This window comes from Janthinobacterium rivuli, assembly GCF_029690045.1.
Classification (GTDB): Bacteria; Pseudomonadota; Gammaproteobacteria; order Burkholderiales; family Burkholderiaceae_D; genus Janthinobacterium; species Janthinobacterium rivuli.
This window is the reverse complement of record NZ_CP121464.1, coordinates 4,230,998-4,251,911: the sequence shown is the minus strand read 5'-3', so window position 1 is coordinate 4,251,911 and position 20,914 is coordinate 4,230,998. Positions and strand designations below refer to the sequence as shown.

The 20,914-nt window shown below is 66.7% G+C and carries 20 protein-coding genes; 6 read left to right on the top strand and 14 right to left on the bottom strand.

The genetic code is table 11. The features are described from left to right. Positions 1-69 precede the first annotated feature (69 nt). From P9875_RS19275 to P9875_RS19255, 5 genes are all read right to left on the bottom strand, one after another. Complete coding sequence (locus P9875_RS19275; RefSeq protein ID WP_278316322.1) at positions 70-1,032, bottom strand: FecR domain-containing protein; 963 nt, start codon at positions 1,030-1,032, stop codon at positions 70-72. Then, positions 1,032-1,541: a sigma-70 family RNA polymerase sigma factor gene (locus P9875_RS19270; RefSeq protein ID WP_278316321.1), complete on the bottom strand. Its 510-nt coding sequence runs from the start codon at positions 1,539-1,541 to the stop codon at positions 1,032-1,034. The genes P9875_RS19275 and P9875_RS19270 overlap by 1 nt, the downstream gene beginning before the upstream one ends. Before the next feature lie 105 nt (positions 1,542-1,646). Next, on the bottom strand, positions 1,647-2,249 hold the full coding sequence (locus P9875_RS19265) for a metal-dependent hydrolase (RefSeq protein ID WP_035819929.1): 603 nt from the start codon (positions 2,247-2,249) through the stop codon (positions 1,647-1,649). A 486-nt stretch (positions 2,250-2,735) separates the two neighbouring features. Further along, on the bottom strand, positions 2,736-4,334 hold the full coding sequence (locus P9875_RS19260) for an FHA domain-containing protein (protein WP_278316320.1): 1,599 nt from the start codon (positions 4,332-4,334) through the stop codon (positions 2,736-2,738). A 215-nt stretch (positions 4,335-4,549) separates the two neighbouring features. After that, positions 4,550-5,392, bottom strand: coding sequence for a class I SAM-dependent methyltransferase (locus P9875_RS19255; RefSeq protein ID WP_278316319.1), 843 nt, complete (start codon positions 5,390-5,392; stop codon positions 4,550-4,552). 144 nt (positions 5,393-5,536) lie between these two features. Here P9875_RS19255 and P9875_RS19250 point away from each other — a divergent pair, with 144 nt between their 5' ends. Then, positions 5,537-5,962: a DUF2177 family protein gene (locus P9875_RS19250; RefSeq protein ID WP_278316318.1), complete on the top strand. Its 426-nt coding sequence runs from the start codon at positions 5,537-5,539 to the stop codon at positions 5,960-5,962. Here the strand turns inward: P9875_RS19250 and P9875_RS19245 are convergent. The 3 genes from P9875_RS19245 to P9875_RS19235 form a co-directional block, all read right to left on the bottom strand. Then, the gene (locus P9875_RS19245; protein ID WP_278316317.1) at positions 5,943-6,893 is read right to left on the bottom strand and encodes a PP2C family protein-serine/threonine phosphatase; all 951 of its coding nucleotides are present in this window, start codon (positions 6,891-6,893) and stop codon (positions 5,943-5,945) included. The genes P9875_RS19250 and P9875_RS19245 overlap by 20 nt on opposite strands. Positions 6,894-7,042: 149 nt before the next feature. Beyond that, positions 7,043-7,483 carry a glycine zipper 2TM domain-containing protein gene (locus P9875_RS19240; RefSeq protein ID WP_035819923.1) on the bottom strand — a complete coding sequence of 147 codons (441 nt, stop codon included), beginning with the start codon at positions 7,481-7,483 and terminating at the stop codon, positions 7,043-7,045. 120 nt (positions 7,484-7,603) lie between these two features. After that, the gene (locus P9875_RS19235; protein WP_099400634.1) at positions 7,604-8,134 is read right to left on the bottom strand and encodes a GNAT family N-acetyltransferase; all 531 of its coding nucleotides are present in this window, start codon (positions 8,132-8,134) and stop codon (positions 7,604-7,606) included. 173 nt (positions 8,135-8,307) lie between these two features. Between P9875_RS19235 and P9875_RS19230 the strand changes: the two genes are divergently transcribed. Further along, positions 8,308-9,756, top strand: coding sequence for a M20/M25/M40 family metallo-hydrolase (locus P9875_RS19230; RefSeq protein WP_278316316.1), 1,449 nt, complete (start codon positions 8,308-8,310; stop codon positions 9,754-9,756). A gap of 6 nt (positions 9,757-9,762) precedes the next feature. Beyond that, entirely contained in the window at positions 9,763-10,668 is a 906-nt protein-coding gene (locus tag P9875_RS19225; protein ID WP_176390460.1) for a LysR family transcriptional regulator, read from the top strand. A 19-nt stretch (positions 10,669-10,687) separates the two neighbouring features. Here P9875_RS19225 and P9875_RS19220 read toward each other — a convergent pair whose 3' ends face one another. From P9875_RS19220 to P9875_RS19200, 5 genes are all read right to left on the bottom strand, one after another. Further along, positions 10,688-12,127: an efflux transporter outer membrane subunit gene (locus P9875_RS19220; protein ID WP_278316315.1), complete on the bottom strand. Its 1,440-nt coding sequence runs from the start codon at positions 12,125-12,127 to the stop codon at positions 10,688-10,690. Then, positions 12,124-15,264 (bottom strand): efflux RND transporter permease subunit, encoded by a 3,141-nt coding sequence (locus P9875_RS19215; protein ID WP_278316314.1) that lies wholly within the window; start codon positions 15,262-15,264, stop codon positions 12,124-12,126. The genes P9875_RS19220 and P9875_RS19215 overlap by 4 nt, the downstream gene beginning before the upstream one ends. Before the next feature lie 9 nt (positions 15,265-15,273). Then, complete coding sequence (locus P9875_RS19210) at positions 15,274-16,416, bottom strand: efflux RND transporter periplasmic adaptor subunit (RefSeq protein ID WP_278316313.1); 1,143 nt, start codon at positions 16,414-16,416, stop codon at positions 15,274-15,276. Further along, complete coding sequence (locus P9875_RS19205) at positions 16,413-17,870, bottom strand: MFS transporter (RefSeq protein WP_278316312.1); 1,458 nt, start codon at positions 17,868-17,870, stop codon at positions 16,413-16,415. Before P9875_RS19205 ends, P9875_RS19210 begins: the two co-directional genes overlap by 4 nt. A 125-nt stretch (positions 17,871-17,995) precedes the next feature. Beyond that, positions 17,996-18,853 carry an MBL fold metallo-hydrolase gene (locus P9875_RS19200; protein WP_035819909.1) on the bottom strand — a complete coding sequence of 286 codons (858 nt, stop codon included), beginning with the start codon at positions 18,851-18,853 and terminating at the stop codon, positions 17,996-17,998. A gap of 166 nt (positions 18,854-19,019) precedes the next feature. Here P9875_RS19200 and P9875_RS19195 point away from each other — a divergent pair, with 166 nt between their 5' ends. Together P9875_RS19195 and P9875_RS19190 are read left to right on the top strand one after the other, a co-directional pair. Further along, positions 19,020-19,256, top strand: a complete 237-nt coding sequence (locus tag P9875_RS19195) for a hypothetical protein (RefSeq protein ID WP_070257673.1) — start codon at positions 19,020-19,022, stop codon at positions 19,254-19,256. Positions 19,257-19,379: 123 nt separating this feature from the next. Continuing rightward, on the top strand, positions 19,380-19,628 hold the full coding sequence (locus tag P9875_RS19190) for a hypothetical protein (RefSeq protein ID WP_035819905.1): 249 nt from the start codon (positions 19,380-19,382) through the stop codon (positions 19,626-19,628). Between the two features lie 21 nt (positions 19,629-19,649). Here P9875_RS19190 and P9875_RS19185 read toward each other — a convergent pair whose 3' ends face one another. Beyond that, positions 19,650-19,904: a hypothetical protein gene (locus P9875_RS19185; RefSeq protein ID WP_278316311.1), complete on the bottom strand. Its 255-nt coding sequence runs from the start codon at positions 19,902-19,904 to the stop codon at positions 19,650-19,652. A 50-nt stretch (positions 19,905-19,954) separates the two neighbouring features. Here P9875_RS19185 and prpB point away from each other — a divergent pair, with 50 nt between their 5' ends. After that, entirely contained in the window at positions 19,955-20,842 is an 888-nt protein-coding gene (prpB, locus tag P9875_RS19180) for a methylisocitrate lyase (RefSeq protein ID WP_035819901.1), read from the top strand. The last annotated feature ends 72 nt before the right edge of the window (positions 20,843-20,914 follow it).

Genomic DNA, 20,914 nt, shown 5'->3' with positions numbered 1-20,914 from the left:
CTACTTATCTATGAAGCCGAAGCAGCGCAGCGAAACACCAACCCCTGGCGCAAAAAAAACTGAAAATAATTATGTGGCGCGGGCCGCCACCGTGGCCCAGTAGCGCGTGAAGTACGTCACTTGCAGCCCGTGCGAGGCGCACAGGCTTTCCAGCACGGCGTCGATATCGTCGAGGCGGTAGGTGCCCGTGACGGGGCGCCGCGCTACGCCAGCATCGCAGACGAGACGTCCGCGCCGGTAGCGCGCCAGTTCCCGCACCAGCCGTTGCAGGGGCCAGTCGGCGGCTACCAGCATGCCGCGCAGCCAGCTGTCCTGGTGCGCAGGCATGATCTGCACGTCATCCGCGCCGGTTGCGCTGAAACGCAGCTGCTGTCCCGCTTCCAGGCGGCGCAAGGCGTCCGGGCGCGCCGCGCAGCGCACTTCCACGGCATGTTCGTAGACACTGACCGTGCTGCCATCGCCGTCACAGCGCACGCCGAAGCGCGTGCCGAGCGCGCGGATCACGCCGTGCGGCGTGTCGACGAGGAAGGGGCGTGGGTCGGGCGCCGTCGTGATGATGATTTCGCCGTGATGCAGGCGGATGCGGCGGTGCGTGGCACTGCAAGCGACATCCAGGGCGCTATCCGTATTCACTTCCAGGCGCCCGCCATCGGCCAGGGTGACGTGGCGGCGCTGGCCCGGCGCCGTGCGCAAGGATGCCGTCAGTGCTTGCCATGGGCCCGATTGCAGGCCCGCCTGGCCCAGCGCGATGCCGCCGCCGGCCGCCACCAGCAGGGCGAGTATTTTGGCGGCCGCGCGCCGGCGCTGCTGCGCCGCCTGCAGCGCGGGAATCGCCAGCGCTGACGGTATTGCGCCCAGCTGGCCGTCCATACGCTGCAGCAGTTCCCAGGCCCGTTCATGCTCGGCGCTGGCGTCGCGCCATGCCTGCAGGGCGGCCGGGTCGGCGCTGCCGCACTGGCGTTCCACGTGCCAGTGGGCGGCGGCGGCCAGCACCTTGCGCGCGATGGGAATGGAAGGGGATGGGCCGAACATCAGGCGGCCGCCAGCATCAGGCATTCCGTGTAGGCGCGCACCAGGTGCTTTTTCACGGTGGGCAGGGAGACGCCGAGGCGCCGGCTGATGTCGACATAACTGAGCTCCTCGATCTGCGCCAGCAGGAAGACGGCCCGCGTGCGCGCACCCAGGCCGTCGAGCAGGCGGTCGATGGCGAGCAGGGTTTCGATGATGATGGCATGCGTTTCGGCGCTGATCGTCGTCGGCTCGGCTTGCTGCGCCAGCGCTTCCAGGTAGGCTTGCTCCAGCGCCTGGCGCCGGTAGCGGTCGATCAGCAGGCCGCGCGCAATCGTCGCCAGGTAGCCACGCGGTTCGCGCAGCGGTGCAGCGTCGCGCTTGCCCAGCAGGCGTAAAAACGTGTCCTGCGCCAGGTCGGCCGCCTCGGCCCGGTTGCCCAGCTTGCCGCGCAGCCAGCCATACAGCCAGCCGTGGTGCTCGCTGTACAGGGTGCTCAGGTGGACGGCATGGACGGGACTGACGGTGCTCACTGCGTTCTCCAGGCAAGGGAAGAGCTGGGCTGACGGAACGCGGGGTGCCGGCTGGCTGGGCTGTTTGAGAATGATACTCATTATCACATTGCCACGCGGCCGGCGTCAATTGGCGTCGCCGCCCAGGCGCCAGCGCAACTGCCATTGTTGCAGATTTGCCCAGGCTTGCTGCAGGGCAGCGGCGGACCAGTGCAGCAGGCTATCGAACGCCAGGACGGTGCGCTGCCAGTGGATGCCGTCAAAAAACACGTGGTCGGCCACGATGGTGGCGGCCAGCCAGGCGGCGATGATGACGATGATGTCGTGGCGGCCGCTCTTCCACCAGCGCAGCGAGTGGCGGCGGAAGATCCACGGCACGCCCAGCGGATTGGGCCAGTCGGCCAGCAAATGCATGATGCCGCCGGCGGCAAAGCCGAACAGGGGCGGCGCCCACAAGTGGTGCGGCAATTGCAGGTAGGTGTAGACGAGCAGGGCGATCCAGGCCAGGCCCCAGTGCGTCCACGTGCGGTGCGTGATCCACAGCCGGTGCGTGCGCGCCCACCAGGCCACTTCCAGCCAGTCCGGCGCCGTGCCGCCCAGCGCGCCCATGACAAAGGCGAGCATGCTCAGCACTTGGTAGGGGCCACCGGCGCCAGCGTGCGCGACCAGGGCCGCGGCGATCACGCCGGCAGCCCAACCGGTCGCATGATGCGCTTTGTTGGAAGCCATAGAAAATGTAAAACGCCATGCGTGGCGTTGTGTGAAATGCAGGGGATATTAACTGGATGAATATACAGTATGCAAGGGCGTGGAGGGGTGCTATTTGCAGAATATCTGCCGATAATTTGTTAAATTGTGTGTCGGGAGAGCTTGGCCAGCGGACTCGGCAACGCATGCCGTCCCGTCAATTGTGTTATGCGGCTGATAATGCAATCGGCGCAGGGCGCGCTATGCTGAAAGCAGTCCCGTGTTTTGAAGAGGTGTCGCCATGAAAATCCCGCGCGAATTGCAGATTCCCGCCCTCGTGTTTTCGCTGGAAGCGGTGTTCATTATCGGGCTGTCGCTGATTTTTCTCGTGCTGGTGCCACGCTAGCGTCCGAAAAAAGGCCATAGCTGCGTTGCACTGCCTTGCCGTACATTCGTACTGTCTTCGGCAGCGCGCCTTGCTCTGACCATTTTTCAGACGCTAGCGGTCAGGTGGCGGGAGGCGTTGTATCAGGCGGTTAGCACGCTATCGCACAGCGCCGCGCCTTCGGTGCGGATGATCCAGCATTCGGGATACGGTTCGCTGGCGAAGCGGTTATGGCGCGCAAAGCCGCTGAGCTTGTCGAGCGCGGTGGCGGGAGCCAGCGCCGTTTCCTTGCCGCTGGCCGTATCGAGGTGCCAGAAACCGCCGTTGCGGTGGAAGAGCACGGGCAGGCAGCTGGCCTGCGGCGTGGCAAGGTGGCTTGCCGGCGCAAGCTGGGTGTCGGGCAGCAACAGGTAAAAACACTCGGCGCGGGCGCCGTGGTCGATGCGGTGCAAGATCACGCCATGCGCAAGCAGGGCCGTGACGCTGAGCACGACGATGCCCTTGATGCTGGCAGACAATTCAATGCGCATGCCCAGGCGCAGGGCGACGGGCTTGTGTTTGCCGGGCCACACGCCGTCGAGCAGCAGGCCATAGCGCGACACGTCCTCAATTTCAAAGCCTTGCTGGCCGCGCCGGATGATGGCGTGGCGGCCCGACAGGCGGCGCGTCAAGCCATTATTGTCCTGGCCGTCGGGACTGAAATGGCTGAGCAGCACATCGGCTTCCGGATCGACCAGCTCAAAACGCCCCAGCATGCATTCTTCCAGCGCGAACAGGCGGATCTGGCGCTGTTCGCCCGCTTCCGGCGCCGCATTGACGAGGCAGGCGGCCTGGCTCGGGTGCGGATGGCAGTGGCTGGCGGCGGGCAGGTCGACCTCGATCAACTCCTCGTCCCAGGCAATCGTGGTAAACCCCATGTCGATCTTGCCTTGCGGCGCCGATAAATCCACGTGGGCAATGCCGGCATTGCGCGCCGTCACGTCGAGGTTGCAGCCGTCGCCGCCCGTCACGCGGGCAATCGACGCGTCGTCGGCCATCACGCGCACGTTCTTGTGGGTGCTGAGGAAGATCTGGTGGATCTCCGTCAGCGTGGCGTCGCGGCGCGGCACGAGGATGACAAACGTGCACACCCATTTCTGTGCCACGGCGCCATCGACGTGGCTGTGCACTTCGACTTCGATCTGGTATTGCCCGTGTTCCTTGTTACGCGAGGAAAACTCGACAAACACGGGACGCCAGTCGCCGCGCGTGGTGCGCACGAAATCATGCTGCACGTGGCCGCGCGGGATCAGATCCGAACGCAGGCGCAAGGTCAGCTGCGGCGCGCAGGCGGCGCTCATGCCGCGCAATTCCATTTTCAGGGTTTGCCGTCCGCCCGCCGCACGGGGATCGAAGCCGCTGATGTGCAGGTGGGCTTGCGCGGGCTGGTAAGCTGATGGCACCGTTGGCGGCGCAACGGGCGCTGGCGTAAACGCCGGGGCGGCGGCAGAGGCCCTCACGGAGCGGCTTACCGTTTGAATGGCAGCATCGCGAATAACGGCATCGCGAATATCAGAATCATGTGCAGGGACGTGCGAAAGCGCCGTTGCCGATGGCTCGGAACGGGCGCTGCGCTGTGCGGTCAACAGGTCGTAGCTACTGGGGGCAGTCGTCGCTTGCGGGTGGTTGCCCGCGCAGACTGTTTCCCCAGGCAAGACCCAGAACGTACAGTGCGGGTGCTCCGGGTTGCTGCATTTTTTCATGACATTCTGACTCGAATCGAGCGGGGACATTCTGCCCTCTGTTATACATGAGAGCTTACGCGCTTTTGCGCCCGCTTGGCAACATTCGTGGCGCGGGAATGTGCTCTTTTTGCCCAAATTCATGTCCCTGGTCACACCTTGCCATGCATGCCATGGAAACTATTGCTCAAAAACACATATTATATCTTTCTGGATATGTTATTTTGCCATGATACTCATTCGCGCCGTTTGCTGACGATGACTTCCAGATACTCGCCCGGCACCACCAGCGAGTGGGCGCCAGCCGTATTCAGGCGCTCCAGCATGGAGAGCAGTTCCTGTTCCAGCGCCCCGGCGCCAGCCGTGTCCAGCGCGGCAAAGGCCTTGTGGACGGGGCCGTAAAAATCGCGGAACACTTGCAGCCAGTGTTGGGCGGAAGCGTAGCGGAAATTGAAAACCTTGCCTTGGCCGTGCACCTGCTCGGCTCCACGGCCGAACAGGTCGCGCACATACGCTTCTTCGCCCCAGCGGGCCGGCGACGCCACGCCTGCCGGGGGCGGCACATATTTGCCTATGGTCTTGAAGAGTTGCCCGACAAAGCCGTCCGGTGTCCAGTTGGCCATGCCGATGCGCCCGCCGGGCCGCAGCACGCGCAGCATTTCGCTGGCCGCGCGCCGGTGGTCGGGTGCGAACATGATGCCAAAGGTCGACAGGGCCGCGTCGAAACTGGCGTCGGCGAAGGGCAGGTCTTCGGCGTCGGCCACGCGGAAGGTCACGGCCAGCCCTTCCGCCTCGGCGCGCGCGCGGCCCTTGTCCAGCAGCGCCGGCACGTAATCGGTGGACACGACGCGGGCAAAGCGGCGGGCCGCCGCCAGGGTGGCGTTGCCATTGCCGGCGGCGATGTCGATGACGTCTTCCCCTGCGCGGATGTCGGCGGCCTCGGCCAGCGATTCCCCGACCGGCTGCAGGGTCACGCCGATGACGGCGAAGTCGCCGCTGGCCCAGCCTGCCTGCTGGCGCTGCTTGATGGCGGCGTAGTCGGGCGCGCCGCCCTGCGGTGATGGGATGGTATTGCTCATGGCGTGCTCCTGACGTTGGAGAGGTCTATCCTTCAGACCGCGCGCCATGGGCATGGTTCAATTTAACCAGGCCGCCGTGAGCGTGGCGGCGTTTTGCATTATGCTGGCGCAACCGTTGCCCTCAACACCGCTTGATGCCGAAAGATGACCATGCCCGTCCAACGTCCGCTCCAGCTTGCCATTGCGTATGGCGCCACCTTGTGCGTGTTCCTGGCCATCGACGCCCTGTGGCTGGCGGTGCTGATGAAGCCCGTGTACGCCGCGGCGCTGGGGCCGCTGCTGGCGGAGTCTCCCCGCTGGGCGCCGGCCGTGCTGTTTTACCTGCTGTACGCGGCGGGGCTGCTGGTCTTTGCCATTTTGCCTGGCTTGCGTGCGCGCCGCGGGCGCACGGCGGCGGCGCTGGGCGCGCTGCTCGGGCTGCTTGCCTACGGCACCTATGATTTGAGCAACTATGCGACCTTGCGCGACTGGCCGCTGGCCTTGACGGCGATCGACATGGTCTGGGGCAGCGTCTTGTCGGCCGTGTCGGCAACAGCCGGCTACCTGGCCGCTAGCCGCCTGGGACGGTGAACGCCGCCTCGAAGCGCAGCGCCACCATGGTAATGTTGTCGCTATGCAAACCTGTTGGCGGATCGGAGAGGAAATCGTCGAACAGGGCGCTGACGGCCTGTGCCGCAGTCTTGCCGGCACACAAGGCGGGCCAGCGGGCCGTCAGGGCCAGCGGATCCTCGCACGCCCAAAAACCGTCGCTGGCCAGCAGATAGTGGGCGCCGGGGCGCACGCGCAGCACGCGGCGGTCGCCCAGGTGCGCGAGGAAAGGCGGCAGGGTGGCCGCGTCGAGGCCGATCAAGGGCTTGTCGAGCTGCAAGCTGTCGCTGATGGCGTTGCCCAAAATAAATGCCTGCGAGATCTGCGGATGGTGCTCGCCATGCACGGCGGCACGCCAGCGCGGCTCGTCGAGCGCCCCGCGCATGGCGTACACGGTGGCCGGCACGTGGTCGACGGTGAGGATACTGGCCACCCCGTCGGCAATTTCATACAGGCGCGAATCGCCCACGTGATACAGCAGCGGCGCCTCGCCGGGCGGCACTTCCAGCAAGGTCAGGGTGGTGCCGGGCGGACGCGCCTGGGCTGGCGCGATCCTGGCGAAGGTGTCCTGCAAGCGCGCGTGCAATCCGTCGAGCCTGGCTGCCAGGCTGGCCGTGTCGAGACAGGCGGGCATGGCCAGCAAGCCTTGCACGGCCGCTTCCGCCGCTTCGCGCCCAAGGCCGTGGCCGCCCATGCCGTCAAGCACGGCGGCGCGCACATGGCCGCGCGGCCAGCCCGGCACCTGGCAGTGGAATGGCGCCTGCCGCGACAGGCAGACGGCGTGGCCGCTGGCATCGATCAGCAGGAAGTTGTCTTGGTTTTCGCGGCGCGGCAGGGGACCGGCACCCACGCTGCTGCCGGCGGCGGCGTCGAGCCAGGGGCCGAAGTCGAGCTCGTCTTTAATTAAATGCATCGGTTGGTGCGGTCCAGGCGGCCAGCAATGTTGATCATAGGACACAGCTTAGCCGATATTGTGCGGGGGTGATACCTTGCATATTCATAAAAAAAACCTGCGGCAGCAGGCTGGCGCAGGTTTTGCATGGTGCGGGTGCAGGGCGGTGCTTAACGGCGATGGCCCCAGCCGTGACCGTGGCCACGGTCGTAGTAGTCGCGGCGGCCATGGTCGCGGTAATAGCCGCGTCCTGGTTGCACGTAGACGACGGCCGGCGGGCCGTAGTAGCGCGGTGGCGGCGCGTAATACACTGGCTGCGGGGCAGGGGCGTAGTACACGGGCTGCGGCGCCGGCGCGTAATAGGTTTCGCGGTAGCCGCCGCGATAGCCGCCACGGTCGTAATAGCGGTCATTCGTGCTGATGCTGTTGCCGACCGCTGCGCCCAGCACGCCACCGACGATCGCGCCATTGCGCCCGCCGGTGCTGTTGCCAATGGCCGCCCCGACAACGGCGCCTGCAACGGTATTGAAGTCGCGGTCACCGGCGACTGCGGCCGAAGACACAGCCACTGCCGCTACCATTACCGCACCCAGGAGTTTCTTGTTCAACATGGCATTTCCTTCCATTCCGGCGAGATCACAATGATCTGCATGAAATGGACTATATCTGCTGCCGCACGCTTGTTCCATGTCTAATACAACTTATTACAATCGCGCCCCGGCCGTAACAAGTCAGCGCTGGCGCGCCTGCCATTCGGGACGCAGCAGGCTGTACATTTTGACATCGCGCATCACGCCATTGATAAAGAAGGCCTGGCGCAGCAAGCCTTCCTGGGTAAAGCCGTTCTTTTGCGCGATGCGCTCGGAACCGATGTTCAGCGGGTCCATCAGCAGCTCCAGACGGTGATACGGATAGGCGTTGAACAGGTAGTCGACCACCAGGCGCGTCGCTTCGCTGATGTAGCCGCGTCCATCCCGCTGCCGGTCGAACAGGCGGTAGCCGATCTCGCGCGAGGCTGGCGTGCGGCTCTTGAAGTGCGTGATCGTGCCGATGATGTGCTGTGATTGGTCTTCGATGAGGAACAGTTCGCTGTCCTCCGTCACAAATCCCGTTTGCAGGAAGTCGCGCCGCATGGCCTCGGGCGACTTGAACTGCATCGAGAAAAACTCGCCGCGCGACGGCAGGTCGTTGACGAGGGCGATATAGGTATTCAGGTCGGCGGCCTGCAAATGCCGGACGGTACAGAGTGTTCCCTTGAGCATGGCGGTTTCCGGTAGCGATCACGATCTCGATGGTAATCGACTCCGGGGGGACAGGCAATCGATCCCGTAAAAGTTGCTGCAATGACAGAATAAATACGCTATCGTAGAAAAAGTCGCGCCTTGCCCATGGCCACGGCGTACCCGCTTCGACCTCGTTGACTGGATTTGAATACATGCACAGCATCCTGACTGGCGCTCCACTGCGCCGTTCCGCTTTATCCCTTGCCCTGGGCTGCATCGTCAGCGCTGGCGCCATTGCGGCCGCGCCGGGCAATACGCCGCAAGCGCTGGCGCAGGTGCGCGACACGGCGCTGCAAAGCGACTGGGCCTACGCCCGCCTGGCCGACATGACGGATCTGATCGGCCCGCGCCTGTCCGGTTCCGCCGGCGCCGCCGCCGCCGTGCGGCAGGTGGCCGAGACCATGCGCCAGCTGGGCGCCACCGTCACCTTGCAGCCCGTGAAAGTGCCGCACTGGGTGCGCGGCGTGGAAACGGCGGAAATCGTCGATTACGCGGGCCGTCCGCAGGGCGTCAGCCAGCGCGTGGTGCTCACCGCCCTGGGCGGCTCCGGCGCCACGCCGGCCGCCGGCCTGACGGCGCCCGTGATCATCGTCAAAAGCCTGGAAGAACTCAAGGCCCGCGCGGCGCAAGTGAAGGGCGCCATCGTGCTGATCGACACGCCGTTCGACCAGGAGATGGCCGAACGTGGCCTGGCCGGCGTCACCTATGGCCAGGGTTCGCGCTCGCGTTTCCTGGGACCGAAGGCGGCGGCCGACCTGGGCGCGGCCGCCGCGCTGGTGCGATCGGTCGGCGGCGCCGACTTCCGCATTCCGCACGCGGGCGCCACGGGCCTGGACGAGAATAAACGCATCCCGGCCGCCGCCGTCACGGTGGAAGACGCCTTGCTGATGGGCCGCCTGGCCGCGCGCGGTCCGATAAAAATGCACCTGACCCTGACGCCGCAAAACCTGCCGGAAGCGGACAGCTATAACGTCATCGCCGACTGGCCGGGCACGGACAAGGCCGACGAAGTGGTTGTGGTGTCGGGCCACCTTGATTCCTGGGACCTGGCGACGGGTGCACATGACGACGGCGCCGGCGTGGTGGCGGCCATGGGCGTGGTGGAAACCCTGAAAAAGCTCGACTACCGCCCGCGCCGCACCATCCGCGTGATCGCCTGGATGAACGAGGAAAATGGCGGACGGGGCGGCCAGGCCTATTTCGAGGCCCACAAGCAGGCGCTCGGTAAACAATACGCGGCCATCGAGATGGACAGCGGCGCTGGCCGTCCGTTCGGCATCCTCGCCAGCGTGGGGCCGAAGTCGGAAAAACTGTTCGCGCCCCTGCGTGCGGCCCTGCTGCCGATGGGCGCACATGCCTTCACGCGCCGCGACGCGCTGGGCACGGGCGACTTGCACCGCCTGGAAACGGGCGGCGTGCCCAGTTTCGAGCCGCTGGTCGACAGCCACAGTTACTTCCACTACCACCACACGGCGGCCGACACGCTGGACAAGGTCGATCCGGATAACCTCAAGCGCAACGTGGCGCTGATGTCGTCGCTGGCCTGGTTCCTGGCCAATATCGACGGCGAGATCGGGCGCGCGCCGGAGCAGGGCGAGTAAGCGCCTATGTCGCTACCCGACCTGAACCTGTTGATCACCCTCGATGCGCTGCTGGCCGAAGGCAGCGTCACGCGCGCGGCGCGGCGCTTGCGCCTGAGTCCATCGGCCATGAGCCGCGCCCTGGCGCGCCTGCGCGAGACGACCGGCGATCCGCTGCTGGTGCGTGCCGGCCGTGAACTGGTGCCCACACCGCGCGCGCTGGAGCTGCGCGCAAGAGTTGGATCCCTGTTAGGCGAGGTGCTGGCCGTGCTGGGACCAGCGCAGCAGCTCGATCCGCGCCAGCTGGAGCAGACTTTCACGCTGCGTGCGAGCGACGGCTTCGTGGAAAATTTCGGTCCGGCGCTGCTCGCGCATATTGGTGCGCAAGCGCCTGGCGTGCGCCTGCGCTTCGTGCAAAAGGTCGACCGTGAAAGCGTGCAGCTGCGCGAGGGCAGCATCGACCTGGAAACGGGCGTGATCGGCAGTCTCACCAGCCCGGAAGTGCGCACGCGCAGGCTGTTCGGCGACCGTTTCGTCGGCGTCGTGCGCAGCGGCCATGCGCTGGCGCAAGGCGAAATCAGCGCCGAGCGCTATGCGGCCGGCCAGCATGTGCTGGTGGCGCGGCGCGACCAGGATACGGGGCCGATGGACGACGCGCTGGCCGCCCTGGGACTGCAGCGCACGATCGCCAGCATCGTCGGAGGCTTTACGGCGGCGCTGGCGCTGGCCGCCGGCTCCGACCTGATCGCCACCGTGCCGGAAAGGCATACGGGCAATCTGCGCGCCGGCATGTTCAGCTTTGCGCTGCCGCTGCGCATGCCGGACCTGACGGTGTCGCTGATGTGGCATCCGCGCATGGATGCCGACCCCGCCCACCGCTGGCTGCGCGGCTGCGTGGTCGACGCCTGCGCCGGCCAGATCGGCGCCGTTTGACGCCGCCGGCGCCTGTCTTCTAGCGGGGCACCGGTCCGTCGAAGCCGCCCGCCATCGCCGTGTAGCCATGGGCCGTGGCGATGGCCACGTCGCGGTGGGCCGTTACCAGCTGCTCCTGCGTGGCCAGCGCGATGCGCTCCGCTTCGAGCACGCCGAGCAGGCTTTCCGCGCCTTCCTGGTAGCGCACCCTGGCCAGGCGCGCGCTGTCCTGCGCCAGCTGGTGCGCCTCGCGCAGTGCCGCATGGCGGCTGCGCAGCTGCACCCATTGCGCGCTGGCGCTGTCGGTTTCTTCCAGCGCCAGCGCCAGCGCCTTGTCGAAGCCGGCCTGCGCGGCCAGCACGTCGGCGCCGGCCGCGCGGGCGCGGGCGCGGCGCGTGCCGCCATCGAACAGCGGCAGGGTAAAGGCGGCGCCCGCATGCCAGCGCGCCGCGTCGCCGCCATGCCAGTCGCCCGCCACGCCGGAGGCGCCGAACAGCGCGCTCAGGCTGATGCGCGGGAAGCGCTCGGCGATGGCCGCGCCTTCGCGGGCGCTGGCCGCCGCCAGCGCGCGTTCGGCCGCGCGCACGTCGGGCCGGCGCAGCAGCAGGTGGGCCGGTTCGTCCGTCAGCAGGGTTTGCGGCAGCGCCAGCGGCATCGGCTGGTCGAGCGCCGCCAGTTCCGGCGCATCGAGCCGCTGCCCCGTGAGGGTCGCCAGGCGGTTGCGCGCCGCGCGCTCATCAAAGTTCAGGCTGGGCAGGCGGGCGCTGGCCAGACGCATCTGCGCCTCGGCGCGCATGCGTTCGGCCGGCGCGGCGCGGCCGGCGCTTTCGCGCTCGCGCACCAGCCGCAAGGTATCGGATTGGTTGGCTAATTGTTCTTCCAGGCTGGCGCGCATCTGCTGCGCGCCGCGCAGCGTCAGATAGGCGTCCACCACCTGCGCCAGGATCAGGCGCCGCACGTCGTCGCGCACGGCGGCGCGTTCGTCCGCCGTGGCTTCGGCCGCGGCGATGCTGTGGCGCACGCGGCCGAACAGGTCGAGTTCCCAGCTGAAGGCGGCGTTCCACTGCACCGGCGAGGCGATGTGCGGCTGGCCGTCGCGGCTCCCGATCGCCGCCAGACGCGCGCGCCCGGCCTGGACATCGAGGTCCGCCGCCGGCAGGCGGGCGCCGCGCGCCGCTTGCGCAAATTCGCTGGCGCTGGCCAGGCGCGCGGCGGCGATGCGCACGTCGTCATTGTCGTGCCAGGCGCGTTGCACTAATTGCTCCAGCCTGGCGTCGCCCAGTGCTTGCCACCACCGTGCCGGCGGCGCGCCGGCCTGCAGCTCCGCCGCGTCGGCGGCCGAGGGCAGGACCGGCAGCCGCGCAGTATCGAGCGCCCGCGTCGCCGTGGGCGTGCCGACGCTGCAGCCGGCCATGGCCAGCAGCGTGGCCGCCAGCAGCGGCGCGGCGCGGCGCGTGTTCAAGTTAATCATGCGGCTCATGCGGCTACTCCCAGTGCGACCGTGCGTGCGGCGGGCGCCGCGCGGCGCCGGCTCAGCAAGGTGAAAAACAACGGTGTAAACAACAGGCCGGACACGGTCACGCCCAGCATGCCGGCGAAGACGGCCGTGCCCATCGACTGGCGCATTTCCGCGCCCGCGCCGGAAGACAGCATCAGCGGTATCGCGCCCAGCAAAAAGGCCAGCGACGTCATGAGGATGGGCCGCAGGCGCGTGCGGGCGGCGGCGATGGCCGCCTCGCGCGCATCGGCGCCGGCCGCCATCGCCTGGCGCGCGAATTCGACGATCAGGATGGCATTCTTGGCCGCCAGGCCGATCAGCACCACGATGCTGATCTGCGTCAGCACGTTGTTGTCCAGACCGCGCCACGACACGCCGACCAGCGTGGCCAGCACGCAGCTGGGCACGATCAGCACGACGGACAGGGGCAGCAGCCAGCTTTCAAACAGGGCCGCCAGCAGCAGATACACGAGCAGCACGGCCAGGCCCAGCACCATGCCGGTGCTGCCGCCCGCGTGTTTTTCCTGCAGCGCCAGTTCCGTCCACTCGTAGTCGAAGCCGTCCGGCAGGCGCGCCTTGAGCAGTTCTTCCATCGCGGCGATGGTTTGCCCCGTCGAGTAGCCAGGCCTGGTGCTGCCCTGGATTTCGGCCGCGGGATACAGGTTGTAGCGCGGCACGCGGAATGGCGCCGTGCCTTCGCTGAAGGCGGCCACGCTGCCCAGCGGGACCATGTCGCCGTTGGCGGTGCGCGTCTTCAGCGCGGCCAGGTCGGCCACGCTGCGCCGGTAGGGCGCGTCCGCCTGGGCGGTGACGCGCCACACCCGGCCCATCAGGTTCATGTCGTTGACGAACACGGGCGCCATGTAGCTTTGCAAGGTTTCGTTGAGGCGCAGCAGCGGCACGCCCAGGTATTCGGCCTTGGTGCGGTCCAGTTCAACCTTGATCTGCGGACTCATGGCGTTGAACGGCGTGAAGGCGCCCGTCACCGAGGGCAGCTTGCCCGCTTCCTCGACGATGGCGCGCGCGGCCGCCTGCAAGGCTTGCGGTCCCTGGCCGCCCGTGTCGCGCAGCATCAGCTTGAAGCCGCCGCCCGTGCCGATGCCGCGCACGGACGGTGGCGGTATCACCATCACGCGCGCCGCGCTGATGGGCGCCAGCCTGGCGCGCATGGCGCCCAGCATGGCCGGGCCGTCCAGGCCATCGCTGGCGCGCGCGCCGAAGTCCTTGAACATGGTGAAGATGACGGCCGTGTTGGGCGCGGACGTAAACGTGGCGCCATCGGTGCCGACGAAGGCGGCCGTGTGGGCCACGCCGGGGTGGCTCAACAGGCGGGCCGTGGCGTCCTGCACCACTTCGCTGGTGCGCGCCAGGGTCGAACCGGCCGGCAGCTGGATCGAGACGATGGCGTAGCCGCGGTCCAGCTGCGGCACGAAACCATGCGGCGTCGCGTCCAGGCGCCACAGGGTCAGGCCCGCCAGCAGCAGGTAAACGGGCAGCATCAGCCAGCGCCGCGAGAGGATGCGCCCCGTCAGCCGCACGTAGCCGCCCGTCAGGCGGGAAAAGCCGCGGTTGAAAATGCGCATCCAGCGCGCGCCCAGGCTGTTGGCATCGTGCCGCGGCTTGAGCAGCAGCGCGGCCAGGGCCGGCGACAGCGTCAGCGACACCAGCGCCGAGATCACGGTGGAGGCGGCGATGGTGACGGCGAACTGGCGGTAGAACATGCCGGAGATGCCGTCGATGAAGGCCGTCGGCACGAAGACCGCCACCAGCACCAGCGCGATGGCGACCAGGGCGAAGCCCACTTCGTCCATGCTGCGCTGCGCCGCGGCGACGGGGCTCATGCCGTCCTCCATGTGCCGCTCGACGTTTTCCACCACCACGATGGCGTCATCGACGACGATGCCGATCGCCAGCACCAGGCCGAACAATGACAGGGTATTGAGGCTATAGCCCATCGCCGCCAGCACGCTGAAGGTGCCGACGAGGGACACGGGAATGGCCAGGATGGGAATGATGGCGGCGCGCCACGAGCCGAGGAACAGCAGCATGGCCAGGCACACCAGCAGGGCCGCCTCGAAGATGGTGTCGCGCACCTTGTCGATCGAGGAGCGGATGAATTCAGTCGGATTGTAATAGCTGTGGTAGGCGACGTCTTGCGGGAAGTCGGCTTCCATTTTTGCCAGCAGCTCCAGCACGCGGTCGCCCGTGGCCAGCGCGTTCGAGCCGGGCAGCAGGCTGATGCTCAGCGCGATGGCCGTGCGCTTGTCGACGAAACCGCTTTCCGTGTAATCCTGCGCGCCCATCTCGACGCGCGCCACGTCGCGCAGGCGCACCACGCCGCCGCCGGCATGGGCGGCCACGACGATGGCTTCGAATTCGGCCACGTCGCGCAGGCGGCTTTGCGCCTGCACCTGCACCTGGAAGGCGCCGTCGCTGCCGCCGGGCGGCTGGTTCAATACGCCGGCGGCGACCTGGGAATTGGCTTGCCGCACGGCCGCGATCACTTCCTGCGCAGTCAACCCCAGCGAGGCCACGCGCGCCGGGTCGAGCCAGATGCGCATCGAGAAGTCGCGCGCGCCGCGCGTGTAGATGTCGCCCACGCCTTCGACGCGGGCCAGCTTGTCCTTGATGGCCGTGCCGATGAAGTTGGAAATGTACTGCTGGTCGCGCGTGCCTTTGGGTGAATCGAACAGCACCACCATCAGCTGGTCGGGCGATGCCTTCTTGACGGCCAGCCCCAGGCGCCGCACGGCATCGGGCAGGCGCGCTTCGGCTACCGCCACGCGGTTCTGCACCAGCGACTGGGCCTGTTCGACGTTGGTGCCCGCCTTGAACACCACGCTGATGGTCAGCTTGCCGTCGCCCACCGATTGCGAGGACAGGTAGAGCATGCCGTCGACGCCGTTGATTTCCTGTTCGATCGGCGCGGCGACGGTATCGGCGATTTCCTGCGCCGAGGCGCCAGGATAGCTGGCCTTCACGGTCACCGTGGGCGGCACGATCTCGGGAAACTCCGAGATCGGCAGGCGCATGGCCGACACCGCGCCCACCAGGGTGATGAGGATGGACAGCACGATGGCAAACACGGGACGGCGGATGAAAAATCGGGAAAACCGCATGCTCTCTCCTTATGCGCCGCTGGCGCGCGGAGCGGCCACCAGCACCTGGTCGCCCGGGCGCACCTTGGCCGCGCCGGAAACGATGACTTTATCGTGCGGTCCGAGGCCGGACAGCACGATCTGCTTGTCGCCCCGCAGGCCGCCCAGTTCCAGTTTGCGCGGCACCACCTTGCCCGCCGCGTCCACGACGAACACCATCTTTTTGTTCTGGTCGCTGAGTATGGCGGCATCGGGCACCAGCAGGCGCTCCTGCGCCGGGCCGACGGGGATGCGCACGCGTGCAAAGCTGCCCGGCATGATGGCGCGGTCGGCGTTGGCCAGGCTGGCGCGCAGGCGCACGGTGCCCGAGCGGGCGCTGATTTCGTTGTCGACAAAGTCCACGCTGGCATCCTGCGCGGGGCCGCCGCCGTCGAGCGCCAGCTGCACCTTCGATGGCAGCCTGCTTTGCTGGCGCAGGCGCTGGAAATCCGCCTCCGACAGGTCGACCATGGCGCGCACGGGGCTGTGCGCGACGATGGTGGTCAGCACGCCGCTTTGCGCCGCGCCGCCGGCCACGTAGTTGCCGACATCGACGCGGCGGTCCGACACGGTGCCGGCGATGGGCGCGCGCATGGTGGTAAAAGACAGTTCCAGTTCGGCGCTGCGCAATTCCGCCTGGCTCAGCATGACGGCCGCCTGCGCGCCTTCCAGTTCGCCGCGCGCCCGTTCCAGCTCCTCGGTGCTGGCCGCGCCCGTTTGCTGCAGCCGGCTGCTGCGCTCGAACTGGGCCGTGGCCAGCTTGCTGCGTGCATTGGCCTGGGCCAGGCCGGCCCGGGCACGGTCGCGCGCCGCCGCGAAGGGGCGCGGGTCGATGACGAACAGCGCATCGCCGGCCTTGACCTGCTGGCCGTCGCGAAAGGCGATCTGCTGCAAATAGCCGGACACGCGCGAGCGCACTTCCACGCGCTGCGACGGTTCGATGCGGCCCGTGTAGTCGAGGGTCGCCTGCACCATCGACGATTCGGGCAGCGCCACGGACACGGTGGCCTTGGGCGGCGGGCCGCCAGGCGCGGCCTGGGAACGGCCGCAGCCGGATAACGTGGCGTTGCAGGCCAGGGCCAGCAGCAGTAACAGCGGGACGGGCAGGGACGGGATCGGACGGGGGCGCATCATGCGGGGTCTCCAGAAGGCGTGGGGGGCTTGGCCAGGGCGCGGCCGAGCGCGAAAATGGCCAGCGCTGCGAGTACCAGCGCGCTGGCGACGGCAAAGGTGGCGTGCATGCCGCCGATCATGGCGGCTGGCGGAGCACTGGCGATATCGCTGGTGCCGGCAGCGAAGACGGCGCCCATCACGGAGGCGCCCGTGACGAGGCCCAGATTGCGCGACAGATTGAGCATGCCGGAGATGACGCCGCGCTGCTCGGCAGCGATATCGACCATCACGGCCGTATTGTTGGCTGCCTGGAACAGCGCATAGCTGGCCGTCAGCAGCATGATCGGGACGACGTAGCCGGCAATGCCCAGGCTGGCGGGCAGCAGGGCCAGCGCCAGGCAGGCGAAGGCCGCGCCGCACAGGCCCGCGCCGCCCATGCGCTGCGCGCCGTAGCGGTCCACCAGCCAGCCGGACGGCACGCCGCAGAACGCCGCCACCAGCGGCCCGGCCGCCAGCACCATGCCGGTGACGGCCGTGCCCAGGCCCAGGCCGCGCGCCAGGTAGAAGGGGCCGACCACCAGGGTGGACATCATCACCGTCGAGACCAGCATGCTGGTCGCCAGGCCGGCGCTGAGCACGGGCGCGCGCAGCATGGCCAGGCGTATCAGCGGCGCCGGCGCCTTCAGTTCGACGCGGACGAACAGGATGGCGCCGACGCAGGCAGCCAGCAGCAGCGCCACGTTGCGCACGCTGAAATGGCCGCGGCCCACGGTCATCGCCAGCGCATAGGCGCACAGGGTCAGCGCCAGCAGCACGGTGCCGCGGTGGTCGAAGACGGGCCGTCTGGCGTTGGCGCCGCGCTGGTCGGCCGGCAGGAAGCGCCAGGCCAGCAGCAGCGCCACGCCGGCCAGCGGCACGTTGACGAGGAAAATGGCTTGCCAGCCGAAGTGCGCGATCAGCAGGCCGCCCAGCGCGGGGCCAAGCGTGGTGCCGACGGCCGACATGGTGCCGAGCAGGCCCATGGCGCTGCCCGTTCTGGCCTTGGGCACGGTGCTGCCGACAAAGGCCATGGTCAGCGCCATCATGACGGACGCGCCCAGGCCCTGCAGGGCGCGCGCGGCAACCAGCAGCCACAAGGTGGGCGCCAGGGCGCACAGGATGGAAGCGACGGCAAACAGCGCGATGCCGGCCAGCAGCAGGCGGCGCCGGCCGACCATGTCGCCAAGGCGGCCCACGCTGACGATCAGCGCGGTGATGGCCAGCAGATAGGCCAGCACGATCCATTGCACATCCTGGAACGGCGCGTGCAGGGCCTTGGCCATGTCGGGCAAGCCCACGTTGGCGATACTGGTACCCAGCGCGGGCAGAAGCATGGCCAGGGACAGGCTGGCAAGCGCGCCGCGCACGGGGCGCGTGGCGCTACCGGCTTCTGTGGCCTGCTTGTCGGGTGGAGCGGGTTTTGAAGGTGCTTGCATGGCGTGGTGGATCCTCGAATAGGGTCACCACATGGTACTGAGGGATCTGGTATGGCGGAAGACGCATCATTTGCATTGTGTTATTGCGTTTGACGCCATGTGAGCGGGAAGGACTACATGGCCAATCAGATCGCGTTCAGCGGTATTTTGAGGTAGCGCACGCCGTTGTCTTCCGGTTCGGGCAGCTTGCCTGCATTGATGTTGACCTGGATGGCGGGCAGGATCAAGGTCGGCATGTCGAGGGTGGCGTCGCGGCTGGTGCGCATGGCCACGAATTGTTCTTCCGTGATGCCGTCGCGCAAGTGGATGTTGCTGGCCCGTTGTTCGGCCACCGTCACTTCCCAGCGCGCCTCGCGGCCGTTGGGCGGGTAGTCGTGGCACATGAACAGCCGCGTTTGCGGCGGCAGCGACAGCAATCGTTGCGCGGAGCGGTACAAGAGGGAGGCCGAGCCGCCGGGAAAATCGCAGCGGGCCGAGCCTACGTCCGGCATGAACAGGGTGTCGCCGACGAAGACGGCGTCGCCGATCTGGTACGCCAGGTCGGCCGGCGTATGGCCGGGCACGTGCAGGGCGCGTACTTCCAGCTTGCCGATATGGAAAACCTGGTCGGGCGCGAACAGCTGGTCGAACTGCGAGCCGTCGGCCCTGGCGCCGTCCTGATGGTAGACGGCCGCGAACGCCTGCTGCACCGTCTGGATGGCGGCGCCGATGGCCACGTCGCCGCCCAGCTGCTGCTGCAGGTAGGGCGCGGCGGACAAGTGGTCGGCATGCGCATGGGTTTCCAGCAGCCAGCGGCACTGCAAGCCGTGCTCGCGCACGAAAGCGATCACCTTGTCGGCCGAGGCGGTCGAGGTGCGGCCCGCCTTGGGGTCGTAGTCGAGCACGGAATCGATGATGGCGCAGTCGCGGCCATCGGCCTCGTAGACAACATAGGTGACGGTGGCGGTGGCGGGGTCGAAGAAAGCTTGGATTTGTGGAGTCATCACGGCGGCAAGGGACGGGCAAGGGAAGGGCATTATATCGTCAGAGTTCGCTAAAAAAATGCTGCAAATTGACATTTAACATGCGAAAAACAGATAAGCGTTCGTCACAGTCGTGCGCACCCTGACGCTTGCAGCATGGTAACCTCATTCTTCCAAGGAGGAATTCATGAACGATATCACTGCACGCAGCGAACAGTACCGCGGTTTTACGATTTCCGTGACCCCGCAAAAGGATAACGACGATTTATGGGATTTTACCTACCGCCTGCAGCGCGAAGGTGAGCCCGAGGCGCAGGCGATCACGCGCAGCCGCACCCTGGGCGGCTATGCGGCGCCCGAGACGGCTTGCACGGCTGGCCTGGAAGTGGCCAGGACGGAAGTGGATAATCTGTTGCGCCCTTGAGCGAGCGTAAATCGTTTAGCCCGAAAGTGAGCCTGACTACGGCTGGCGCGTGAAACACGTCGCTGCCAGTCGCGCTTCATGCTACGATTTCCACTATTGAGTCAGTCACCAAGGAGGCACCCCATGGATAGCAGTTCTAAAATTCACTATAAAGGCTGGGAAATCGTTCCCCTGGCCGTGCCCACCACCGACGGCAAATGGTCGGCCAGTTGCGATATCGAACGCGCCACCGTGGAAGGCCTGGAAGTATTCGAAGGCTCGACCATGCAATTCGTTCGCGACGACGAGGAGGGCGCCATTGCCGCCGCCTGCGAAGAAGCCGTGCGCCAGATCGACAACATCATCGCCAATCCGCTGGTTAGGCTGGCCTAGTTTTAGCTCCTAATATCACTCTCAGCCGGCGCCCGCCGGCTTTTTTTCATCCGCGCTGTTTTCCTGTCTGTTGCATGTTTCATTCAATGTTTCAAAATGAATTGATTGAAACAAATGTGAAACGTTGTTGACGCCAAACGTGACATCGCTGTTGCGCGACGTGACAGCCACGCTGCGCGGCCCCCACAGCCGTTTGCGCGCCTTTTCGCTCTGCGACAACGGGTTTTTCCACTGGTCGAAGGTTCCTGGCACGGCATTTGCAATACTGATGCTCATAGCCACTCCGTGAAACATTCGGGACCATCCGAAACCCATAAGGTGAACACATGACTCAATACTCCGCAGGTGCCGCATTCCGCAAGGCCGTCCAGGAAGAATCCCCGTTGCAAGTCGTCGGCGCCATCAACGCCAACCACGCCTTGCTGGCCAAGCGCGCCGGTTACAAGGCCATCTACCTGTCCGGCGGCGGCGTCGCGGCCGGCTCGCTGGGCTTGCCTGACCTGGGCATTTCCAGCCTGGACGATGTGCTGACCGACATCCGCCGCATCACCGACGTGTGCGACCTGCCGCTGCTGGTCGACGCCGACACGGGTTTCGGTTCGTCCGCATTCAATGTGGCGCGCACCGTGAAATCGATGATCAAGTTCGGCGCGGCCGGCCTGCACATCGAAGACCAGGTGGGCGCCAAGCGCTGCGGCCACCGTCCTGGCAAGGAAATCGTGAGCAAGGAAGAAATGGTCGACCGCATCAAGGCGGCCGTCGATGCGCGCACGGACCCGAACTTCGTCATCATGGCGCGCACCGATGCGCTGGCCGTCGATGGCCTGGAATCGGCTTTGGAACGCGCCGTCGCCTGCGTCGAAGCGGGCGCCGACATGATCTTCCCGGAAGCCATCACGGATCTGGACATGTACGCCACCTTCGCCAAGGCCGTCAACGTGCCTATCCTGGCCAACATCACGGAATTCGGTTCCACGCCGCTGTTCACCTTGGACGAATTGCGCAGCGCGCACGTGGGCCTGGCGCTGTATCCATTGTCCGCTTTCCGCGCCATGAACAAGGCGGCGGAAAACGTGTACCAGGCGCTGCGCCGCGACGGCACGCAAAAGAACGTCGTCGACACCATGCAGACGCGCATGGAGCTGTATGAATCGATCAATTACCACGACTTCGAGCAAAAGCTCGACGCGCTGTTCGCCGCGCAAAAGAAATAAGCAGAAATAAGCAAGAAGCAGGGGCCGCATGCCGGCCCCGCAGTGATGCAACCGAGACTAGTCAATTTTTGG

Bases quoted from the DNA above. Each gene is read 5' to 3' on its own strand.
- P9875_RS19220 (WP_278316315.1), bottom strand. From the start codon at position 12,127: ATGAGCCGCATGATTAACTTGAACACGCGCCGCGCCGCGCCGCTGCTG.
- prpB (WP_035819901.1), top strand. From the start codon at position 19,955: ATGACTCAATACTCCGCAGGTGCCGCATTCCGCAAGGCCGTCCAGGAA.
- P9875_RS19190 (WP_035819905.1), top strand. From the start codon at position 19,380: ATGGATAGCAGTTCTAAAATTCACTATAAAGGCTGGGAAATCGTTCCC.
- P9875_RS19200 (WP_035819909.1), bottom strand. From the start codon at position 18,853: ATGACTCCACAAATCCAAGCTTTCTTCGACCCCGCCACCGCCACCGTC.
- P9875_RS19255 (WP_278316319.1), bottom strand. From the start codon at position 5,392: ATGAGCAATACCATCCCATCACCGCAGGGCGGCGCGCCCGACTACGCC.
- P9875_RS19195 (WP_070257673.1), top strand. From the start codon at position 19,020: ATGAACGATATCACTGCACGCAGCGAACAGTACCGCGGTTTTACGATT.
- P9875_RS19225 (WP_176390460.1), top strand. From the start codon at position 9,763: ATGTCGCTACCCGACCTGAACCTGTTGATCACCCTCGATGCGCTGCTG.
- P9875_RS19260 (WP_278316320.1), bottom strand. From the start codon at position 4,334: ATGAAAAAATGCAGCAACCCGGAGCACCCGCACTGTACGTTCTGGGTC.
- P9875_RS19275 (WP_278316322.1), bottom strand. From the start codon at position 1,032: ATGTTCGGCCCATCCCCTTCCATTCCCATCGCGCGCAAGGTGCTGGCC.
- P9875_RS19245 (WP_278316317.1), bottom strand. From the start codon at position 6,893: ATGCATTTAATTAAAGACGAGCTCGACTTCGGCCCCTGGCTCGACGCC.
- P9875_RS19240 (WP_035819923.1), bottom strand. From the start codon at position 7,483: ATGTTGAACAAGAAACTCCTGGGTGCGGTAATGGTAGCGGCAGTGGCT.
- P9875_RS19235 (WP_099400634.1), bottom strand. From the start codon at position 8,134: ATGCTCAAGGGAACACTCTGTACCGTCCGGCATTTGCAGGCCGCCGAC.
- P9875_RS19205 (WP_278316312.1), bottom strand. From the start codon at position 17,870: ATGCAAGCACCTTCAAAACCCGCTCCACCCGACAAGCAGGCCACAGAA.
- P9875_RS19230 (WP_278316316.1), top strand. From the start codon at position 8,308: ATGCACAGCATCCTGACTGGCGCTCCACTGCGCCGTTCCGCTTTATCC.
- P9875_RS19250 (WP_278316318.1), top strand. From the start codon at position 5,537: ATGACCATGCCCGTCCAACGTCCGCTCCAGCTTGCCATTGCGTATGGC.
- P9875_RS19215 (WP_278316314.1), bottom strand. From the start codon at position 15,264: ATGCGGTTTTCCCGATTTTTCATCCGCCGTCCCGTGTTTGCCATCGTG.
- P9875_RS19265 (WP_035819929.1), bottom strand. From the start codon at position 2,249: ATGGCTTCCAACAAAGCGCATCATGCGACCGGTTGGGCTGCCGGCGTG.
- P9875_RS19210 (WP_278316313.1), bottom strand. From the start codon at position 16,416: ATGATGCGCCCCCGTCCGATCCCGTCCCTGCCCGTCCCGCTGTTACTG.
- P9875_RS19185 (WP_278316311.1), bottom strand. From the start codon at position 19,904: ATGAGCATCAGTATTGCAAATGCCGTGCCAGGAACCTTCGACCAGTGG.